Below are 16,061 nucleotides of genomic sequence, written 5' to 3' on the forward strand. Positions count from 1 at the left end.
TTAATTCCCAGGTATTGAAACCAGACAAACACAGATGGATACAGATAAATACTAATGATTTATCTGTGTCCATCTGTGTTTTCATTTTCAGAAAATTGACTTTTGCAAGTCGATGCTTTCTAGCGTCAACCCAATCGACAAGATTAGCGATCACACTTACAGCCGCCATATTTTTCTCAGGCTTTGCAAAGAATCTTCTTGTCGCTGCTCAATAACTGCTGGAGTCCATTCAGATTTTTGTAAAACTTGGGTTGTCAGAACAAAAGGAGAAATCCCTTTTTTGCCAACAAAATACTTTTCTTTCTTTTTGTCAAAATCGTAGTTTTGAGCCTCGGCATTCTTGTTTCGAGAAAGTAACGCCAAGTTACCTATGCGATGCACATACTGGATGCGTTCTTCTTCATTCGGAAACCACTGAAGCCAGGTACTGCCAACACTTGGGTTCTGAGGAAGTACGTGTTCAACTGTAATAACTGAATAGTCGTACCTCGCTTCACCTTGGGAAAGCGTAGAGTCAAGGCGCAGGAGAACATATTGCCTAATTCGCTTAATAAGATATAAATCTCCATCAAGCGTTTTAATGATTCGATTAATTTCTTGAGGAGTTAGCTGTAAGGGTGACTCAAGTGCGTATAGATCGACATTTTTTTCAATAGCAGCAAGAAGTTTTGCATACCGTCCGATCCGGTCGTTAATATCTGCCCGCAAAATGAATAAGCCTGCTGCTAATCGCTCAAGATCAGTGAAAAACTGGTTTAATTTACCAGGATTATGGCTATTTATAGAAAAATAGAGAATTGCTGGGGGAATCCAATCAAAGTTGTCTATTTGATTCAACCATCGAAGCAAAGAATTAATCGTTTCTGCATCTTTATCGCTTCGGTAATTTGCCGTATTGATAATTTCTAAAGCATCAGAATAAGGCTTTAATACTTCCTCAATAAATTTCTGTGGCTCTATCTTAGGCAATATATCTTCGCGAAATTCCTTGAGAGTTGTCTTACGCGGTTTAGCCTTACGCTCAATCATGCGGATATGGGCAAATAGTTCTTGAAACCTCTCTCGACCTAAATCTTCTTCTTCAGATTCCCAGATTTTTGTGTATTTCTCTTGTTGAGATTGAGGAATTGCTCCAATAACCTCTGATTTAAGGAAATCACTGAGTGTTAGGTTTAAACCACGCGCATTTAGAATAGAAAATATACGATAAGCTGAGTCAAGATCAGGTGTGGAAACAACTACTAAGAAACAGCAGGTCATTAAATAATGAACAAAGCGCTCTCGCTGCTGTTCAGAGAGTTGACTTAGTTCTTTAAAGAAATAGGTTACATTTCCTTGAATATTTTTTTGACTATCTGTCAATTGTGAAGTATCAAGTTTGAAGAGTTCATCTAATCCTTTCTCATTTTGTATATAGCAACGGAAGAAATCTTCATTTCTTTCTTGTACTTTGAGGCGATAGTGATCGTCAGGTACACCTACAAGTTTATTACCTTTTTGATAAATGAATTCTGTAATTTGTGATGCGCTATTTGTATTTACCAAACTTCGTAGAACAGATAGAAGAATTGTGAGAGTCGTCAGTCGTTGCTGTCCATCAACTACATCAGCCTCACGTTTATCACCTTTAATCAGAACTATACTCCCCAAAAAATAAGGGTTGGCATCAGTTACAGCTTCTGAACCATCCCCTAAAAAAGACAATAAATCAGTTAACAACTCACTTGCTTGGTCTTTTGTCCATGCATAGGGACGCTGATAAGCCGGTATGGAAAACGCGAAGTCGTTACTAAAAACCTTGAATAGTGCTTTCTCTGTGGCGTGAATGGCTACTGGCATAAAATTTCAAGTACTCCCTGAGTATAATCTGATGCAAATTTCCCTAATTAAACGCAGTTTAACTCACTGATTACTGCGATCGCCACACTGATATCAGGAGTAGTGTTATCGCTATTTGACGACAAGGGAATGCCACAAAATGGCTTTTTGCGATCGCACCATGTTTTCAACCTCAACCTGCAAGCAGAACTATTAGTACTCGTTGCATTTTTTTAAACATCTGTTACATTACTTTACAGACGGTTGTAACTGCTACAACACTTAAACTTTGGAGTTTTACTTATGTCAGGTTTTAAGAATCCTGCGCCTATTATTTCAGAAGATCCTAATGCTGTGCGTTTTGGCTTCACTCCTCAGAGTGAAAATTGGAACGGTCGTCTTGCAATGATTGGTTTTCTATCTGCAATTTTGATTGAAGCTTTTTCTGGTCAAGGCTTACTCCATTTCTGGGGCATCCTCTAAATTGATGATAGTTAACATGAAATAGGCGGTTAGAAACCGCGTCTACAGGAGACTTTACCTGCCTTTGCAGGTTTCTAACAAGGGGCTTAAGCCCCTTGTTCCTCTTAGCTAACAGAGGGTGAGCTTCTGTTAGTGTGGCCGTAAACTGAGCGAATTCCATTCGTCATTGCTCAAGTTGACACACATAACGGGTATACCTTATTGTCTATATTCCACACAAGTCATTCGTTTCTAACCTATGGCGGTTAATGGAATTGGTGCAAAATATCAGATTTTTCCGGTTGAGCCGAAATATAAGTGAATAATTACTTTACATTGAATATGTATAGCTAAAACTCATGGAAATACCCCAACGCGTATCAGTCCGCTACAAAGACGCGTCCTTCAATAGTAATGAAATCCGCTTGAGAACCTTGCGGCTTGGGTTGCAAATATGGGATGAACAAACCAAACCTAGAAAAACAGAGCTTTATCAGTTTATATTGTCTTGCTTGAAACAAGTTGACCGCCAAGATCGTTTTATGTTTTCGCTGTTGTTCATAGAATTAACAGACCTCATACGCAATTCTTCGCTGGAAAGGGGAACAAAAGAGGTTCTGATTAAAACAGCTTTTAGAGAATTTGCTTGTGCGATAACAGACTTTGAAGACGTTCCCAAATAAAGTTGGTGATGGAGGTGCTGGTATTGCGTAGGTGTAGCCCAACCCAAGCATCCTCCTGAAGTCAGCTAACCTAGTCGAGTAGGATATCTATAGCAGCTTTCCAATCAGATTAGTTTTTTTTTGCTGAATGCGCGGATGGGTAGGTCTTGGGGAAGGGATGACTAGAAAAATAGCTGAATTGCACTATATGCAAGAACTTGAGAGCTTTAGCATTTGTAAACCATCCGCGCACCTTATTAGGACTAGTTTTCAGCCATTTACCTCTAGCCAAATCACGACTCCTGATGTTATGATTTCTGCATTCGCGCAACCAAACCTTGAAAATCAAATAAGGCAGGGTTTTCAGAAGCCAGCGATCGCAATTACCTAAAATCCCTATTAGGGATTGAAACAATGGGTAGAAAGAGAGCGATCGCAATCATCAAATCGTAATTACATAAAATCCCTATTAGGGATTGAAACAACTTTATGTAACTAAAATTTTTATTTCACTTTCATCGCAATTACCTAAAATCCCTATTAGGATTGAAACGGTCAGCGCGGGTTAATTGGTAGTTTTAGGCACATTACATTTACCTAAAATATTTATTAGCTTAGTAATTAAAACACCATTATACGTATTCCTAAAGAAGTGTAACAGAAGAATTAGATGTGTAGACCAATGCTCTATCACATCACCGCTTGGCGATGGTTTTTAATATAGGAATCCGACTTGAGTTTTATTAGGCTGCCCTGAGAGTATAACCCATATCAGGTAAGGTTTCTACCATTACACGATTTCAAAAATCAAATATAAATCCTAGTAAGTAAGTCGGCGTTAAAAAATCAACCTATGTGATGAAATGTAACCTCAGCGAACAGCTTATAAATGACTAATTCCACAGTTTTTACAAAACTAAACATACAGATGTTTTATCGTGCCGACTTACTTATTTGTGACAAAAGTAACGATTTAAACATGACTTTTGTCACAGGCGTGTACCTGATTATTCCGATTAGATTGAGAGTATACAAATCAAGTAATGCAAGGCAGATAGAGGATATATGAACCGCTTTAAATCTCTTATTCTTGGAGGCTTATTAGCAGCTGCTTCAATTGCTGCTTTTTCCCAAAATGCTAATGCTGCTGAATTTAAATCTGAGCATGATTATTTGAATCGCAATACTGTAGCTTTTAATAATGGTAGAGTCCAACACGAACGTCAAGTTCGTGAACGACATATTCGTGAATTGCGTGAACGTCAAGCTCGTGAACGACACGTTCGTGAATTGCGTGAACGTCAAGCCCGTGAACGACATATTCGTGAATTGCATGAACGTCAAGCTCGCTTTCGTCACTAAGAAAACGTGAATTCGACGGCTCATATAGTCTTTGCCTAATTAGCTAAATTAAAAGACCTCTAAGAGGTTTTACTAGGCAAAAACGTCCCTATCCGACTCGGAGAGAGACAGACTTGAACTAAAGTTCAAGGTAGTGAAAGGTTCGTTGAACTGCTGTTAAGAATGCAAATTTCTTTGCATTTAATTGATTTGAAAATTGGCTCTTAATGCAGTTCACTACAATTACTATAGTTTTCGTTTTGAAATTTTTGAATAAGTCTAACATTGAATATGGTAATGCGTCTTCCCATAGTTGCTGCCACCTTCATGGTTGCCAGCGTTAGTATAGGTACAGTTTTGGGCGTTGCAGCTCCCGCTTCAGCTCAGGAGGTAATCACTTGTTCAAGCCAGAATAATCAAAGGAATACTTGTTCAATATCTACTAGAGGCAGAGTGAGGCTTGTTAGGCAATTGTCTGATGCCAGTTGTAGAGGAAATTGGGGCTATAGGAATAATCGTATTTGGGTGAAAAATGGTTGCCGAGCTGAGTTCTTAGTTGGCGATCGCAGAAACGACAGATATGACAGATATGACAGATAGGAAATTGGGTATTTGGGGTCGCCGTATCCAAACGGTCTAACGGGCGAATCGCGGCTGTTGCTCTTGGTGTCAGCCATGCTATATCTACCCCAAGATAAATTGGTGAGAAAAACAGGTGGTAGTTAAAAATTGTCCACACTACCACCATGCGAAATAGAATCTTAACCTGTCACTAGCGATCGCTAATAAATAGATGCCAACACCTTATCTGCTGCTGCCCGGAATGCAGTTGCTGCACCAGCGCTCATATCCCGTGGCGCACAGATCCGATTTCTGACATAGGCGAGTGTGATGGCTCCAATCGCAGACACAATCGGATCAGCATTGTCTTTGCCACCCACGCGCCCCCACGGTAATGCTCCGCCATTAGCATTAATCAGATAGTCAGCCAGCAGTCTGAGGTGAAAATCAACCGCTTCTTTAACAGCTGTTGTGTCGTCATTAACCGCCAATGCTTGCACCCCGGAGTTTTTCAGGATGTCTCCTAAAGCAACTTCTCGGTTGTCAGTCAACCTCTCAGCCGCTTCTGCCCGAAATTGGATTTCCTGGCTAATTGCTGGGTCTGGGGGTAAGGGATTGCCGATTGGTGTCAAGCCCCATCGGCGACGCATGAGTAAATTGTTGGTGGTTTCATCCGATTTGACACGGTGATAGGCGGGACGCTGTTTGAGTGCTTCAAACCAAGCGTTGATGCGAGGATACCGGGGATTTCCCTTGAGGTGATATCCTCGATAAACGGGTAAGTTAGCTGCCAATCTGTCTAAATGGGGGCTATAGGTAATATCTACGATGCTAAATGTTGACAAAAAGTAAGGACCAGGATACTTTCCGAGAAGTTGCTCCAACTCGTCTAATTTGGCTTCAAAAGCTGCCTGTAAGCTTGCTAATTCATGAGGATCTTCAGGGGCTTGTATGAGGAATTTGTAGGCGATATATACACCATTGATTTCAGCATCCTCAAGCCACTGTCTAGCAACGGCGTTTTCCTCTGGATCTTCAGGGAGCAAGGTAGGCCCAAATTGTTCTTCTAATGCTAACAGAATGTTTTTGGATTCATAGACTAACTTTCCCTCAATTTTGGCAGCCGGGACAAGAGCTGTGGGAACTAAATCTGTATACCATTTAGGTTTATTAGTCAAGTCGATAAACTCTGTCGCAAAGGGAATTTCTTTTTCTTCGAGAGCAAACCAAACCCGTTCGCAAAATGGACACCAAGAGTTAGTATCACGGTAGAGCAGTACTGGCGGTTCTGTATCTGGTGGCAGTTTATGAAGACTACTAGGGATGGGAGCGGTAGAAGGGGATTGCCCTGGTCTACGCACCCGTCTAGCAGGGGTATTTTTTTGGGCAATTTCTAACAGTTGTTCCCAATTAGTTACTGTGTCTTGAATTGACATATTTCACCTTAATTTAAGTTAACTTTTATAGGTTGGTAATGTTCGAGAGTATATTAAGATAAAAACCTTTTTACTATTACAGATACCTATAGTTTAAAAGCTGAAAGTTCAAAAATAATTAAATAGTTTTCAACTCAAAGATTTTGAACTGCTCGAATTTGGAATTAAGAGTTTAAATTTTAGCCACGATTTCAGAGTAACTAATTTTAGTTTTGTGCTTTTTCATTAAAGTAAAGTAGCAATCTTTTTATAGATAGCAGCACTCAAGCTATAGACTGGTATGTTTATTACCATATTTATAGTTTTCAAACAGATAAAAAGCTTAATTATTGAACTTTATTTGCAAAATACGGTAATTTAATTTATTTACCGGAGTTGATGGTAATTATTGCATAAAAATAGTTTAGAAGCAAGATTTAATATATCTATTTTTTGACTTGTTTAAGTCGGCAAAATCAGAAAAATCTCTATAAATGCTAGAATATACAATACTTGCAATTTTATCGAGTCTAGCCCAAGAGTGAAGCACCCCATCCAATTAAAGCGCTACCAAAGACTAGCCATCCAGCATTGAGGTGGAAGCGAATGGCTAAAATGGCTGATACGATCGCGATCGCAAAACCGAGAAAATCTACAAATGGGGCTTGTGGTAATGTTAAAGTCGCTGCCCCTAGTTGCAGAGTAGTAATAACCATTAGCGCTACAGCACTAACATTCACAGCATCCAAAAAGGCTCTAGTCCAAGAAGAAGCCCGTAAGCGTGGGATTAGGGGATTCAGGGCAGCAACGAAAATAAAAGAAGATAGAAAAATTCCGATTGTGGCAACAATTGCGCCAGGTATACCGGCAATGATATAACCAATAAATGTAGCAGTGGAAAGTACTGGGCCTGGAGTAAATTGACCAATTGCGATCGCATCTAATAACTGTTGTTGTGTCAGCCAGCCGTATTTTTCAACTAATCCTCCTTGGAGAAAAGCCACCAAAAGGTAGCCACTGCCAAACAAGATACTACCGACTTTGAGAAAAAACCAGCCCAACTGCCATAAAGAAACGTTGCTTACAGTAGATGCAGTAGCTACCGATGCCGCAACAGCCGCCGATGCCTTTAAAGTCGCACCTGTGCCGAGACTAGCAATCAGAAAGTTGGCTTTATCTTCTGGTTTGTCGTTTTTATCGCCAGAATGTAACCAAAGCATACCCAGCAATCCCCCAATTAATAGGGCAATTACTTCATTTAATTTGAATAATAATATCAGTAATACCATAGCCAAAGCAATCACTAGTAATTGGCGAGTTTTCACAGCCTTTTTTGCCAAGCCCCAGAGGGCATTAATGATGATTGCTAAAACAGCCGGTTTAATGCCATAAAGTAAGGGAGCGACTTGAGGTAGAGAACCATAGGTAACATAAATCCAAGCAAACCCACCAGTAATTAGAACCGCAGGTAAGATAAAACAAACGCCTGACACAATCAGCCCCAGCCATCCTGCATAGATGTATCCTATATGGATAGCCATTTCTGTGGAATTTGGGCCAGGAATTAGGTTAGTTGCGCCTAGCAAATCTAAAAAATCCTCCCTTGTCAACCACTGACGCTGCTTAACTACTTCATCTTCAATCATGGCAATATGAGCAACCGGGCCCCCAAAGCCGATGACACCGAGTTGAAAAAACAGGTTGGCGAGTTCTCCCAAACGACTTGGTGCTGAGTTAGTCACGTCGCTTTGCTCCAAATTCAAAATTCAAAATTCAAAATTAATAATCCCCGTGGCGAAGGGAATTAGCGACAACCAAAATCTCTGTACTTTATCGTACTAAGTGGTCGCCGTTGATAAAGATTGTCAGCGCTGTGATCCTTGATATGCTATGGTTTCACTTTTCTTTAAGCTACTCCATACCCCGTATACGGGCGGTTATACGGTGGATGTAAACCTAGAATAATATCCTCCTTTAGCACACCAATTTCTACTAATTCCCGCGCAATATCTACATCAGTCATATTGCGCTGAATCCAAATTTTCCCATCTTTAAATGTCCAAATGGATGATACAGTTGTAAACTCGCTTAAGTCCCTGCCAGCCAACTTCTAAAAGCTGGTAGTGGTCATGTTCTGTATCAAACACAAGTTGCGACTCAATCTCTGAATTGCTACTCTCAAAAGTAGTGTGAGACGTTAATATTTGGCGGATACATTGGCGGTACTGTTCTATTCTTTCCACTTGTCCTCAGATTGCAGCGATCGCAATCGCAAAATATTTAATTCTCACTCGCCAATTTCCGCCGTAATTCTCGAATAGCAGCGCTAGTATTACGTTCGTAGGCAATTTTTAAACACTCTGTGACTACTTCTGAGACATTGATGTTAGGGAAATAACGGCTACTGTTTTCAATAGTGTAGCGATCGCCTTGCAATCTGTAAATCACAAGCTGGTTCTTCCTGAACAACCAAACTTCTGGTACTCGATAAGGCAGGTAGTCATTCACATCGGTGTAGCTGGTGATGTCTATCTCCACCACTAAATCGGGTGATGGATCAACGCCCCAATTGATGAGGTTTTTACCTGTGATTGCCTCCCAGTTATCAATATAAAAACAGTAGTCTGGTTCAATACCACTTTCCTGTGGCAATTCCATTGTGATTGGGGTAAATGCCTCGTATTCTCGTCCCAGATGGTCGAGCAAAACTTTGACTACATCTGCAATTACACTTACTTTACGTCCATGTTCTGGTAGCGGTGCCATCAAGAGAATTTCTCCATCTCGATACTTAATACGAGGAGAGGAGCGATCGCCTAGTTGTTCATTCAGTGCTTGATAATCTTGCCAACTTCCGGGTAGGCGTATTACCGCGCCTGGAGGCAAATGGATTGTATCGGGTGTGACAACAGCGAACATACAACTGAACCTTCACTGTAATACTTAAATATCAACTGCTGCGGCTGAAAAATACAGCAGCGACAATAATTAAACCTAAAAGCGCTAGAGGAACCCAGAGATTAGGGATATCTGACAAACTCATATTTAATTACGAATTACGAATTACGAATTATCTTAAGCCAATGCCTTCTTTAGCGAATTCTTCAACAGTTTTTTGTGATAATTCATGAGTAGCGATCGCCTGCAACATTGCCAGTGGTAGAGTCAAATGATCCGCCCCGGCTTGCAACGACGCGGCTGCTTCTTCGGGAGATTTGATACTAGCTGCCAAGATTTCAGTATCACTGCCTTTGAGGACGCTAGCCATATCCCGCACTAACGCAATACCGTCACCTAACAACCGCGTAGCGCGATTTACATAAGCTATAGCAATTTTAGCACCTGCTTCCCGTGCTACTGCTGCCTGTGCTGCACTGTAAATCGCTGTCACCGAACAGGTAATTTCTGAGGATAGACTCGCCACCACTTCAAAACCTATCGGTGTTGCGGGAATCTTCAAAATTGTTTGTGAACCAATAATCTTGAAAGCTTTTCTACCTTCAGCTAGCATCCCAGCTTTATCAGATGCCACGATTTGATAGTATAACGGGCCATTCGTCAAGGCTACCAATTTTTTGAGCGTGATTTCTGGTGGGGTATCGCTTTGAGACAACAGCGTGGGATTTGTTGTAATGCCTTTCACCCATCCCCAAAGCTTAACAACTTCGGCTTCAGATGCGATCGCTGAGTCTAGATAAATTGCCATAATTCGTCCCCTTAATAGTCTTGCTATAACTCTGCATTCATATCTCGTGCGCTATGAAGCACACGAAGCACTACAACGGTTTCATCTTAAATGGTAAAAACAATGCGGTATACTTCCTTTCCCTTTCTATAAAGGAGTTGCCGTATTTCTTCTTCAAAGGCATCATCAATAGCAGCCAAGGCACATCTCGCCGTGAAGGTATTAAGGGATGCAACAGCGTCATTGATTTCATTTACCCACACTTTTGCCTTCTGTTGTGAGTCGTTCTGACGAATCCACTTTGCTGCTGCGTTGATATCAGCCTTTGCCACTGGAAGAATAATAACTCGGTACTTCATTCCTCATCCAGCGATTTGATTATCTCCTGAAATACCTCATGAGCAGGCTCGCCTTTTCCTGCTTTCATCTCTTCGAGTGCCATCTTAACCGCCTCAATCGTCTCAAGCCTTTCAACAAGCTCTAGGAGTTTCTGGTACGACTCTACATCCTGCACAACAAGTTCGGCTTTACCGTTAACGGTCAGCACTATCGCCTGTCCAGTCTCCCGTAGCTGCTCCATAAATTCTGTGGTGTTCCGCTTAAAGTTTGAGAGGGAATTACAGCAGAATTCAAGTATTTGAACCACATCTGTCGTCAGGGCACAGCATTGCTGTGCCCCTACCGCGTGGTCTATTTACCTGAAAATAGCTGTAATACCTTTACTGATATTCAACATCAAACCTCCTATGCACAAAATTTAGTAAAGTTCACTAAATTTGCATCAAATTTAATTTAGGCTTAATACGAGTGTAATGCAAAGATTTTTAGCTTAGGAATAAGAATTAAATAACATTTATGTCCCTGGCTTACCTCACCCTCAATCCCTCTCCTTATAAAGGAGAGGGATCGTGAGACAGGATGAAGTTTTGCATTTTATTTAATCCACGTTCCTTAATAGCAAGAACAAAGATTGCAGATTGTATATTAATGCACAACAACTGAACACAAATCTTTTGACCGTACCAATTTCGGATTTTAGATTATTTCGGTTCATGCCCCGTCGCTTGTAGTCGGGTTCAATCCCTCCGGGTGACGCTCCTACGGACGCTCGATTACTCCCTCTAAGCGTTCGCATAGCGTCTCGTAGAGAAGCCATGCCGTTGGCGCAGCCTCTCGTAGAGAAGGCTTTACACTGCGCTAAAGCGTCTCCCCTTCTCCCAAAGCTACGGTGTACACACAAGTTATCAGATTACCCAAAAATCCTCTAAAACCTCACCCTGCCCTATCTTTAATCCCTCTCCTTAATAAGGAGAGGGACAGGTTTTACGTAGTAAAATCAGAGTGAGGTATCTGAGGAGCCATGAGACTTAACCGTAAATTGCGTTCAGAAAGACTTGTATGTACACCGTAGTTTCTCACATTGGCAGAGGTTAGCGTCAAGGGAGAAGACCGCGCTACTTCACCAAAATCCAAAATTTAAAATCCAAAATCGTTTGACATACCCTTTCAGGGATAATTCTTGTTATACAGCAGCCTACACGGAGAACTTAAGATGATATCTCCAAAAACGGTTACATGGCTACAAGAACGGACGACTTTAGGAATTCTCTCGCCTGAAGTGTTAAATGCGATCGCTCAAGTAATTGAAGAACAAGTTGTGCCACCCGAAACTGACTTAGTTAGCGAAGGCACTCCTCCAGAAGCCCTTTATATTCTTGTAGAAGGTCAACTCGAAAGCAATAGCACCAATGAAACCAACCCAGCCTTAGCTTGTGGATTCCTCCCCGGAGCAGTGATTCAACTTCAAGAATTGCTGTTGGATGAATTAACTCCATTCACAATTACTACGGTAACAGAATGTCACTTGTGGGTTGTGCCTGTTGCTAAATTTCGTGAATTAGTCAGCCAATACCCTGAAATTGCTCAGGCTTTTTCCCGCCAATTGGTTCAAGAATTAGCTCAGGTGACATCTGCACTTGGCTACGAACAAGAACGTTCCCTCGCCTTGCGACCATATTTAGTCACCAAAGCGCAACGCGGAATTATCGGTACAAGTCGCTATGCTGTGCGGCTGCGGGAGCAAATTCGAGAAGCAGCTGCTGACCGTAAATCTGTGGATATTTTTGGAGAACCAGGGTTAGAAAAAGACAATATAGCAGCCCTAATCCACTTTGGTTCTCCAAAACGGCGAGAACCAATTATTAAAGTAAATTGTGGTATTCTCCAAACGAGCGGTGCAGACTTATTTGGTCGCGCTGGCGGTAAATCAGGGCTGTTGGAATGGTTGGGGGAAGGTACTCTAGTTCTCAACAACATCCAAGAATTGCCCGAAGAATTATTACCGCCCGTGACGCAGTTGCTCAAAACTGGCACATATACCCCCGTGGCTCGTTCTGGAGAACCAGCACCCCAAGCTCGCCCCAGTAAAGCCAGAATTCTGATTGTTTCAGAAAAAACTCAGCCGACAATTGAACGCTCTGTTGGTCACATTATTAAAGTACCACCGCTACGAGTGCGGAAAACCGATATTCAGGCACAGGTTGAATATTATACTAGTCTCTACATCCGGGCTAGAGGCGTTCCCAAACCGCACATCACCCCAGAAGCTTTACGTCGCCTCCAGTCCTATGATTTTCCTGGCAACCTCAAAGAATTGAAAAATCTGGTAGAAAGGGCGATCGTGCAAGCGGAGGGCGCCAATGAATTAACAGAAGAAATTTTCTGGCCAGCCGAAACTAAGAAAAAACGATTTCGGGTGAATCTGTTAAATGCCTATCCTCCTTTACGGCGGTTTTTACGTAGTCCCTGGTGGCCCGATCGCATTAATTATGGTTTTACTGCAACGGCTTTTGCCATCATTGTTGCAGTGTTATTTATTGGTCCTCAAACCCGCGATCGCAATTTCGTATTAAATTTCTTTTGGGCTTGGTGGTGGACTTTCTTCCTATTTCTTTTTCCCTTTTTGGGACGTGTGTGGTGTTCTGTTTGTCCCTTCATGATTTACGGGGAAATTACCCAAAAGTTATCTCTCTGGCTGTGGCCGCGAAAACTCAAGCGCTGGCCGAGAGAAGAAGCTGAAAAATGGGGCGGATGGTTCATGTTTGGTTTGTTCTCCCTAATTTTCTTATGGGAAGAACTCTGGCATTTAGAAAATACTGCTTACCTCAGCGCTTGTTTGCTGCTGTTAATTACCGCCGGGGCGATGATTTTCTCTGCCATTTTTGAGCGACGGTTTTGGTGTCGCTATCTCTGCCCTATCGGCGGGATGAATGGTTTGTTTGCCAAACTCTCAATGACGGAACTCCGGGCACAGCAAGGTATTTGTTCTGCCAGTTGCACCACGTATCAGTGCTATAAAGGTGGACCGCAAAAGGGCGAAGGGATGGAAACCAATGGATGTCCTTTATACTCGCATCCAGCGCAGTTAGAAGATAACAGAGATTGCGTACTGTGCATGACTTGCCTCAAAGCCTGTCCCCATCGTTCCGTTGAGTTCAACTTGCGTCCCCCTGGAATTGAACTGTGGACAACTCATGTACCCCGCAACTATGAAGTAGCATTATTGTTTTTGCTGTTGGGTGGGATATATTTGCATCGCTTGCCAGAGTTGCTATCTTGGTTGGGCTTTCAACTAGATTTAACTCAGTTTTGGCAGCACTTCGGATTATCGCTGCTAGTGTTAATTATCCCAGCGATATTTACCTTTGCGGCTTATGGCTTGCTCCAAGTGTTCAACTTTAACCGTAAGTCTCGCTCATTTGTAGAACTTGCCTATGGCTACCTACCATTGGTGTTGGGGGGAAACTTGGCTCACTATCTGCGCTTGGGCTTAGGCGAAGGTGGGCGGATTTTACCCGTAACTTTTGCTACTTTTGGTCTGAGTGGTGAACAACTGCCAATATTGGTTGCTCACCCGGCTGTGATTGCCTTTTTGCAAGGTGCAACCATAATTTTCTCCGTGTTGCTGACTATGTTATTAACGCAAAAGATTGCAAAACAACCAGTGCGATCGCTCATGCCGCAACACCTAGCAGCGATCGCTTTGGGAGTTAGTATGTGGGCAATTATCGTGTTTTGAGCTTCACATCTAGCGATCGCTCCTTATCTCGTTTATCTCCTTTTATCTCGTTTCCAGGTTCTACCTGGAAATGCACCTTATTGCGGCTCTGCCGCTTTTGTGGGAGGCAGAGCCTCATTTTAGGCATTCCTAGTCTCTGACTAGGAACGAGGAATTTATAAATCGCCTGGGCTAGTTGCAAAATGTGATTTAAAAACATTCTTCCCTACGAACGTGATACAAAATACTCATATGATTTATGATTTTTTGCTCATAGTGTAAGGATTACAGATAATGCACGTTCTAAAAAGATCGATCAAACCAGCAACCTATATATCGTTCCTGCACATCTACCAAACGACTTGGGGGACTGCTGGTGATATTTGTTTAATCCGTGAATCTGTCGCTGATGAAAGTACAGCGAAGTTTGTCGGTCATAAAATCGAGTTAGCAATTCCAAAAGGGCTGGAGCGCGATCGCATCGCCAATTGTCCGATAATCAAAGTTGCAGGTAATGTCGGCGACGGACATCCTAAAGAGCATCCCTTGGAATGGGAGGCTTATGAAGGTGTAGATCCAGAAATAGCTCTAGCGGCTCTCAAACCTTGGGGCTTCAAGTTAATTGAACTCTAATGTAGCGAGTTGATCAGCTTAACTCGCTGGCACGTAGCTGATTACGTTAGCGCAGTGTTAGCGAGTATTCGAGGCTGATTACGAATTGGCCTCAACCATGCCTAAGCATCTACACCAAATTACAAAGCGATGTCTACGACGGGCTACGCCTACGCCTTTTTTCATTTTTTCCTTTATCCTGCTGTTGACTCTCCTCCTCGCCCTGCCTGGGGTGAGTATCCAAAAAAGGCGATCGCGCAATCTAAAAAAACCGTTCTAATTCTTCTACTAGTGCCTGACTGTCTTTCCATAAAGCAATGCTTGCATCACGATAGATTTTCGCAATGAATGGAGCAGGATGTTTCCGAACAAATTCTTGCATCGGCACAATTGCTTTTAGAAAAATTGCGGCCATATCTGCCCCTGATACACTTTGGGAAGCAAATATAAACATCTTGACCTGAGCGCGCGCAACAGCAATCCTTTCTAATAAGTTGTTGCTAATCTTGCCATCTTTGGTCAAAACAACCCAGCCCATTTTGCCGACCTCTGGCAACCAGTCCACATCTTGAGCGCCTTTGTCAAAAAAGTGTTCATCATGGATTTTGATAGTGACACCTGCGGCCCGAAGCGTTTCTACAATGCGTCTGTTACCTAGACATCTATCTATAAAAAAAGTAATGGACTGGGGTTGAATCATGCAACAGCAGGTAGTTCACACCGGATAGCTTCTTCAATCTTGAAGCGATCGCTGTCATAATCATAAGCGAGATCGTCAATTGAATCACCTGCTTTATAGCGTTCTGCTAACACGCTGGTGGTAATTCCTGTTCCAGCAATAACAAGGCGACCAAAGGCGATTCGGGAATCAATGACGACAACACGAGGACTATCTTCCTCGTGAGAGCGAGTAAAGGGATACAGTTTAATTGCAAGCCCAGTGTCGTCGGGTTCAATTCGCTCAAGATGAGCATTAAAAGCGTCTTTCATCTGCGTTTGTACGCTTTTCGATGCATTAATGAGAGAGCCATAGCGCTCAATGAACAGGTCAACACCATCGGTAAGAAAACTTTCACCAGCAAGCGGGTGGGATGTTTGAAACCGCTCATCAATGAAATCAAGAGCGGTTCGTACATTGCCTAAATCAATTTTGTGATTTTTGCGAATTGCTCTTAAAACATGAACTTCAACTAGGTTGTTAAATGAGAGGAGTCGTGGTTTAAGATCACGAATTGGGATAAGGGGTTTGAAGAAGTTGGAACCTTTTGAAATCCGGTAGTGTCGCCCAACTGTCCAAGAACGAATTGTGCCTGCTGGAATGCGTAAATAACGAGCGGCATCGCTAATGGAGTAGGCGGGAATGTCTCTTGGATCGGTTCCTCCGTAAAGCTCGTTCATTTGCGTGCCTGCCAGAGATGCTTAATTTTATTATCTTCGATATCGATAAT

16 protein-coding genes and 1 pseudogene are annotated in these 16,061 nt (G+C 42.2%); 6 read left to right on the plus strand and 11 right to left on the minus strand.

Annotated elements, in window-relative coordinates:
* Positions 1 to 156 precede the first annotated feature (156 nt).
* Positions 157 to 1,839 (minus strand): DUF262 domain-containing protein, encoded by a 1,683-nt coding sequence (locus tag V7K36_RS29535; RefSeq protein ID WP_335121207.1) that lies wholly within the window; start codon positions 1,837 to 1,839, stop codon positions 157 to 159.
* A gap of 282 nt (positions 1,840 to 2,121) precedes the next feature.
* On the opposite strand from V7K36_RS29535, the gene V7K36_RS29540 reads away from it, so the two are divergent.
* From V7K36_RS29540 to V7K36_RS34340, 4 genes are all read left to right on the plus strand, one after another.
* A complete protein-coding gene (locus V7K36_RS29540) occupies positions 2,122 to 2,301 on the plus strand; it encodes a high light inducible protein (protein ID WP_334943517.1) in 180 nt (59 codons plus the stop codon).
* 338 nt (positions 2,302 to 2,639) lie between these two features.
* On the plus strand, positions 2,640 to 2,963 hold the full coding sequence (locus tag V7K36_RS29545; RefSeq protein ID WP_300420998.1) for a hypothetical protein: 324 nt from the start codon (positions 2,640 to 2,642) through the stop codon (positions 2,961 to 2,963).
* Between the two features lie 1,044 nt (positions 2,964 to 4,007).
* Positions 4,008 to 4,304: a hypothetical protein gene (locus V7K36_RS29550; RefSeq protein WP_335121208.1), complete on the plus strand. Its 297-nt coding sequence runs from the start codon at positions 4,008 to 4,010 to the stop codon at positions 4,302 to 4,304.
* A gap of 306 nt (positions 4,305 to 4,610) precedes the next feature.
* Positions 4,611 to 4,883, plus strand: coding sequence for a DUF3011 domain-containing protein (locus V7K36_RS34340; protein ID WP_442948530.1), 273 nt, complete (start codon positions 4,611 to 4,613; stop codon positions 4,881 to 4,883).
* A 182-nt stretch (positions 4,884 to 5,065) separates the two neighbouring features.
* Here V7K36_RS34340 and V7K36_RS29560 read toward each other — a convergent pair whose 3' ends face one another.
* From V7K36_RS29560 to V7K36_RS29590, 7 genes and pseudogenes are all read right to left on the minus strand, one after another.
* On the minus strand, positions 5,066 to 6,280 hold the full coding sequence (locus V7K36_RS29560) for a glutathione S-transferase family protein (RefSeq protein ID WP_335121210.1): 1,215 nt from the start codon (positions 6,278 to 6,280) through the stop codon (positions 5,066 to 5,068).
* Positions 6,281 to 6,789: 509 nt separating this feature from the next.
* Positions 6,790 to 8,001 (minus strand): chromate efflux transporter, encoded by a 1,212-nt coding sequence (gene chrA / locus V7K36_RS29565; protein ID WP_335121211.1) that lies wholly within the window; start codon positions 7,999 to 8,001, stop codon positions 6,790 to 6,792.
* 164 nt (positions 8,002 to 8,165) lie between these two features.
* Positions 8,166 to 8,502: pseudogene (locus V7K36_RS29570) on the minus strand (XisI protein).
* Positions 8,503 to 8,539: 37 nt separating this feature from the next.
* Positions 8,540 to 9,178: a Uma2 family endonuclease gene (locus tag V7K36_RS29575; RefSeq protein WP_335121212.1), complete on the minus strand. Its 639-nt coding sequence runs from the start codon at positions 9,176 to 9,178 to the stop codon at positions 8,540 to 8,542.
* A gap of 151 nt (positions 9,179 to 9,329) precedes the next feature.
* Positions 9,330 to 9,965: a transaldolase family protein gene (locus V7K36_RS29580; RefSeq protein WP_335121213.1), complete on the minus strand. Its 636-nt coding sequence runs from the start codon at positions 9,963 to 9,965 to the stop codon at positions 9,330 to 9,332.
* Between the two features lie 86 nt (positions 9,966 to 10,051).
* A complete protein-coding gene (locus tag V7K36_RS29585; protein ID WP_335121214.1) occupies positions 10,052 to 10,303 on the minus strand; it encodes a type II toxin-antitoxin system RelE/ParE family toxin in 252 nt (83 codons plus the stop codon).
* Positions 10,300 to 10,590 carry a type II toxin-antitoxin system Phd/YefM family antitoxin gene (locus tag V7K36_RS29590; protein ID WP_442948528.1) on the minus strand — a complete coding sequence of 97 codons (291 nt, stop codon included), beginning with the start codon at positions 10,588 to 10,590 and terminating at the stop codon, positions 10,300 to 10,302. The genes V7K36_RS29585 and V7K36_RS29590 overlap by 4 nt, the downstream gene beginning before the upstream one ends.
* A 906-nt stretch (positions 10,591 to 11,496) precedes the next feature.
* Here V7K36_RS29590 and V7K36_RS29595 point away from each other — a divergent pair.
* A complete protein-coding gene (locus V7K36_RS29595) occupies positions 11,497 to 14,022 on the plus strand; it encodes a cyclic nucleotide-binding domain-containing protein (RefSeq protein ID WP_335121215.1) in 2,526 nt (841 codons plus the stop codon).
* Here the strand turns inward: V7K36_RS29595 and V7K36_RS29600 are convergent.
* The gene (locus V7K36_RS29600) at positions 14,009 to 14,221 is read right to left on the minus strand and encodes a hypothetical protein (protein WP_335121216.1); all 213 of its coding nucleotides are present in this window, start codon (positions 14,219 to 14,221) and stop codon (positions 14,009 to 14,011) included. The genes V7K36_RS29595 and V7K36_RS29600 overlap by 14 nt on opposite strands.
* A 74-nt stretch (positions 14,222 to 14,295) precedes the next feature.
* Here V7K36_RS29600 and V7K36_RS29605 point away from each other — a divergent pair, with 74 nt between their 5' ends.
* Positions 14,296 to 14,634 carry a hypothetical protein gene (locus tag V7K36_RS29605; protein ID WP_334826753.1) on the plus strand — a complete coding sequence of 113 codons (339 nt, stop codon included), beginning with the start codon at positions 14,296 to 14,298 and terminating at the stop codon, positions 14,632 to 14,634.
* Between the two features lie 241 nt (positions 14,635 to 14,875).
* On the opposite strand, the gene V7K36_RS29610 is transcribed toward V7K36_RS29605, so the two are convergent.
* Both V7K36_RS29610 and V7K36_RS29615 read right to left on the minus strand, forming a co-directional pair.
* Complete coding sequence (locus tag V7K36_RS29610; protein WP_335121217.1) at positions 14,876 to 15,313, minus strand: hypothetical protein; 438 nt, start codon at positions 15,311 to 15,313, stop codon at positions 14,876 to 14,878.
* The gene (locus tag V7K36_RS29615; RefSeq protein WP_335121218.1) at positions 15,310 to 16,011 is read right to left on the minus strand and encodes a DUF433 domain-containing protein; all 702 of its coding nucleotides are present in this window, start codon (positions 16,009 to 16,011) and stop codon (positions 15,310 to 15,312) included. Before V7K36_RS29615 ends, V7K36_RS29610 begins: the two co-directional genes overlap by 4 nt.
* Positions 16,012 to 16,061: the final 50 nt, after the last annotated feature.

Origin of the sequence: Nostoc sp., assembly GCF_036919555.1 — a bacterium.
In the GTDB taxonomy this organism is placed as follows: domain Bacteria; phylum Cyanobacteriota; class Cyanobacteriia; order Cyanobacteriales; family Nostocaceae; genus Nostoc.

Coding starts and splice junctions, on each gene's coding strand:
- V7K36_RS29545 (WP_300420998.1), top strand. CDS start 2,640: ATGGAAATACCCCAACGCGTATCAGTCCGCTACAAAGACGCGTCCTTC.
- V7K36_RS29550 (WP_335121208.1), top strand. CDS start 4,008: ATGAACCGCTTTAAATCTCTTATTCTTGGAGGCTTATTAGCAGCTGCT.
- V7K36_RS34340 (WP_442948530.1), top strand. CDS start 4,611: ATGGTTGCCAGCGTTAGTATAGGTACAGTTTTGGGCGTTGCAGCTCCC.
- V7K36_RS29610 (WP_335121217.1), bottom strand. CDS start 15,313: ATGATTCAACCCCAGTCCATTACTTTTTTTATAGATAGATGTCTAGGT.
- V7K36_RS29605 (WP_334826753.1), top strand. CDS start 14,296: ATGCACGTTCTAAAAAGATCGATCAAACCAGCAACCTATATATCGTTC.
- V7K36_RS29585 (WP_335121214.1), bottom strand. CDS start 10,303: ATGAAGTACCGAGTTATTATTCTTCCAGTGGCAAAGGCTGATATCAAC.
- V7K36_RS29535 (WP_335121207.1), bottom strand. CDS start 1,839: ATGCCAGTAGCCATTCACGCCACAGAGAAAGCACTATTCAAGGTTTTT.
- V7K36_RS29615 (WP_335121218.1), bottom strand. CDS start 16,011: ATGAACGAGCTTTACGGAGGAACCGATCCAAGAGACATTCCCGCCTAC.
- V7K36_RS29600 (WP_335121216.1), bottom strand. CDS start 14,221: ATGTTTTTAAATCACATTTTGCAACTAGCCCAGGCGATTTATAAATTC.
- V7K36_RS29580 (WP_335121213.1), bottom strand. CDS start 9,965: ATGGCAATTTATCTAGACTCAGCGATCGCATCTGAAGCCGAAGTTGTT.
- V7K36_RS29595 (WP_335121215.1), top strand. CDS start 11,497: ATGATATCTCCAAAAACGGTTACATGGCTACAAGAACGGACGACTTTA.
- V7K36_RS29560 (WP_335121210.1), bottom strand. CDS start 6,280: ATGTCAATTCAAGACACAGTAACTAATTGGGAACAACTGTTAGAAATT.
- V7K36_RS29575 (WP_335121212.1), bottom strand. CDS start 9,178: ATGTTCGCTGTTGTCACACCCGATACAATCCATTTGCCTCCAGGCGCG.
- V7K36_RS29540 (WP_334943517.1), top strand. CDS start 2,122: ATGTCAGGTTTTAAGAATCCTGCGCCTATTATTTCAGAAGATCCTAAT.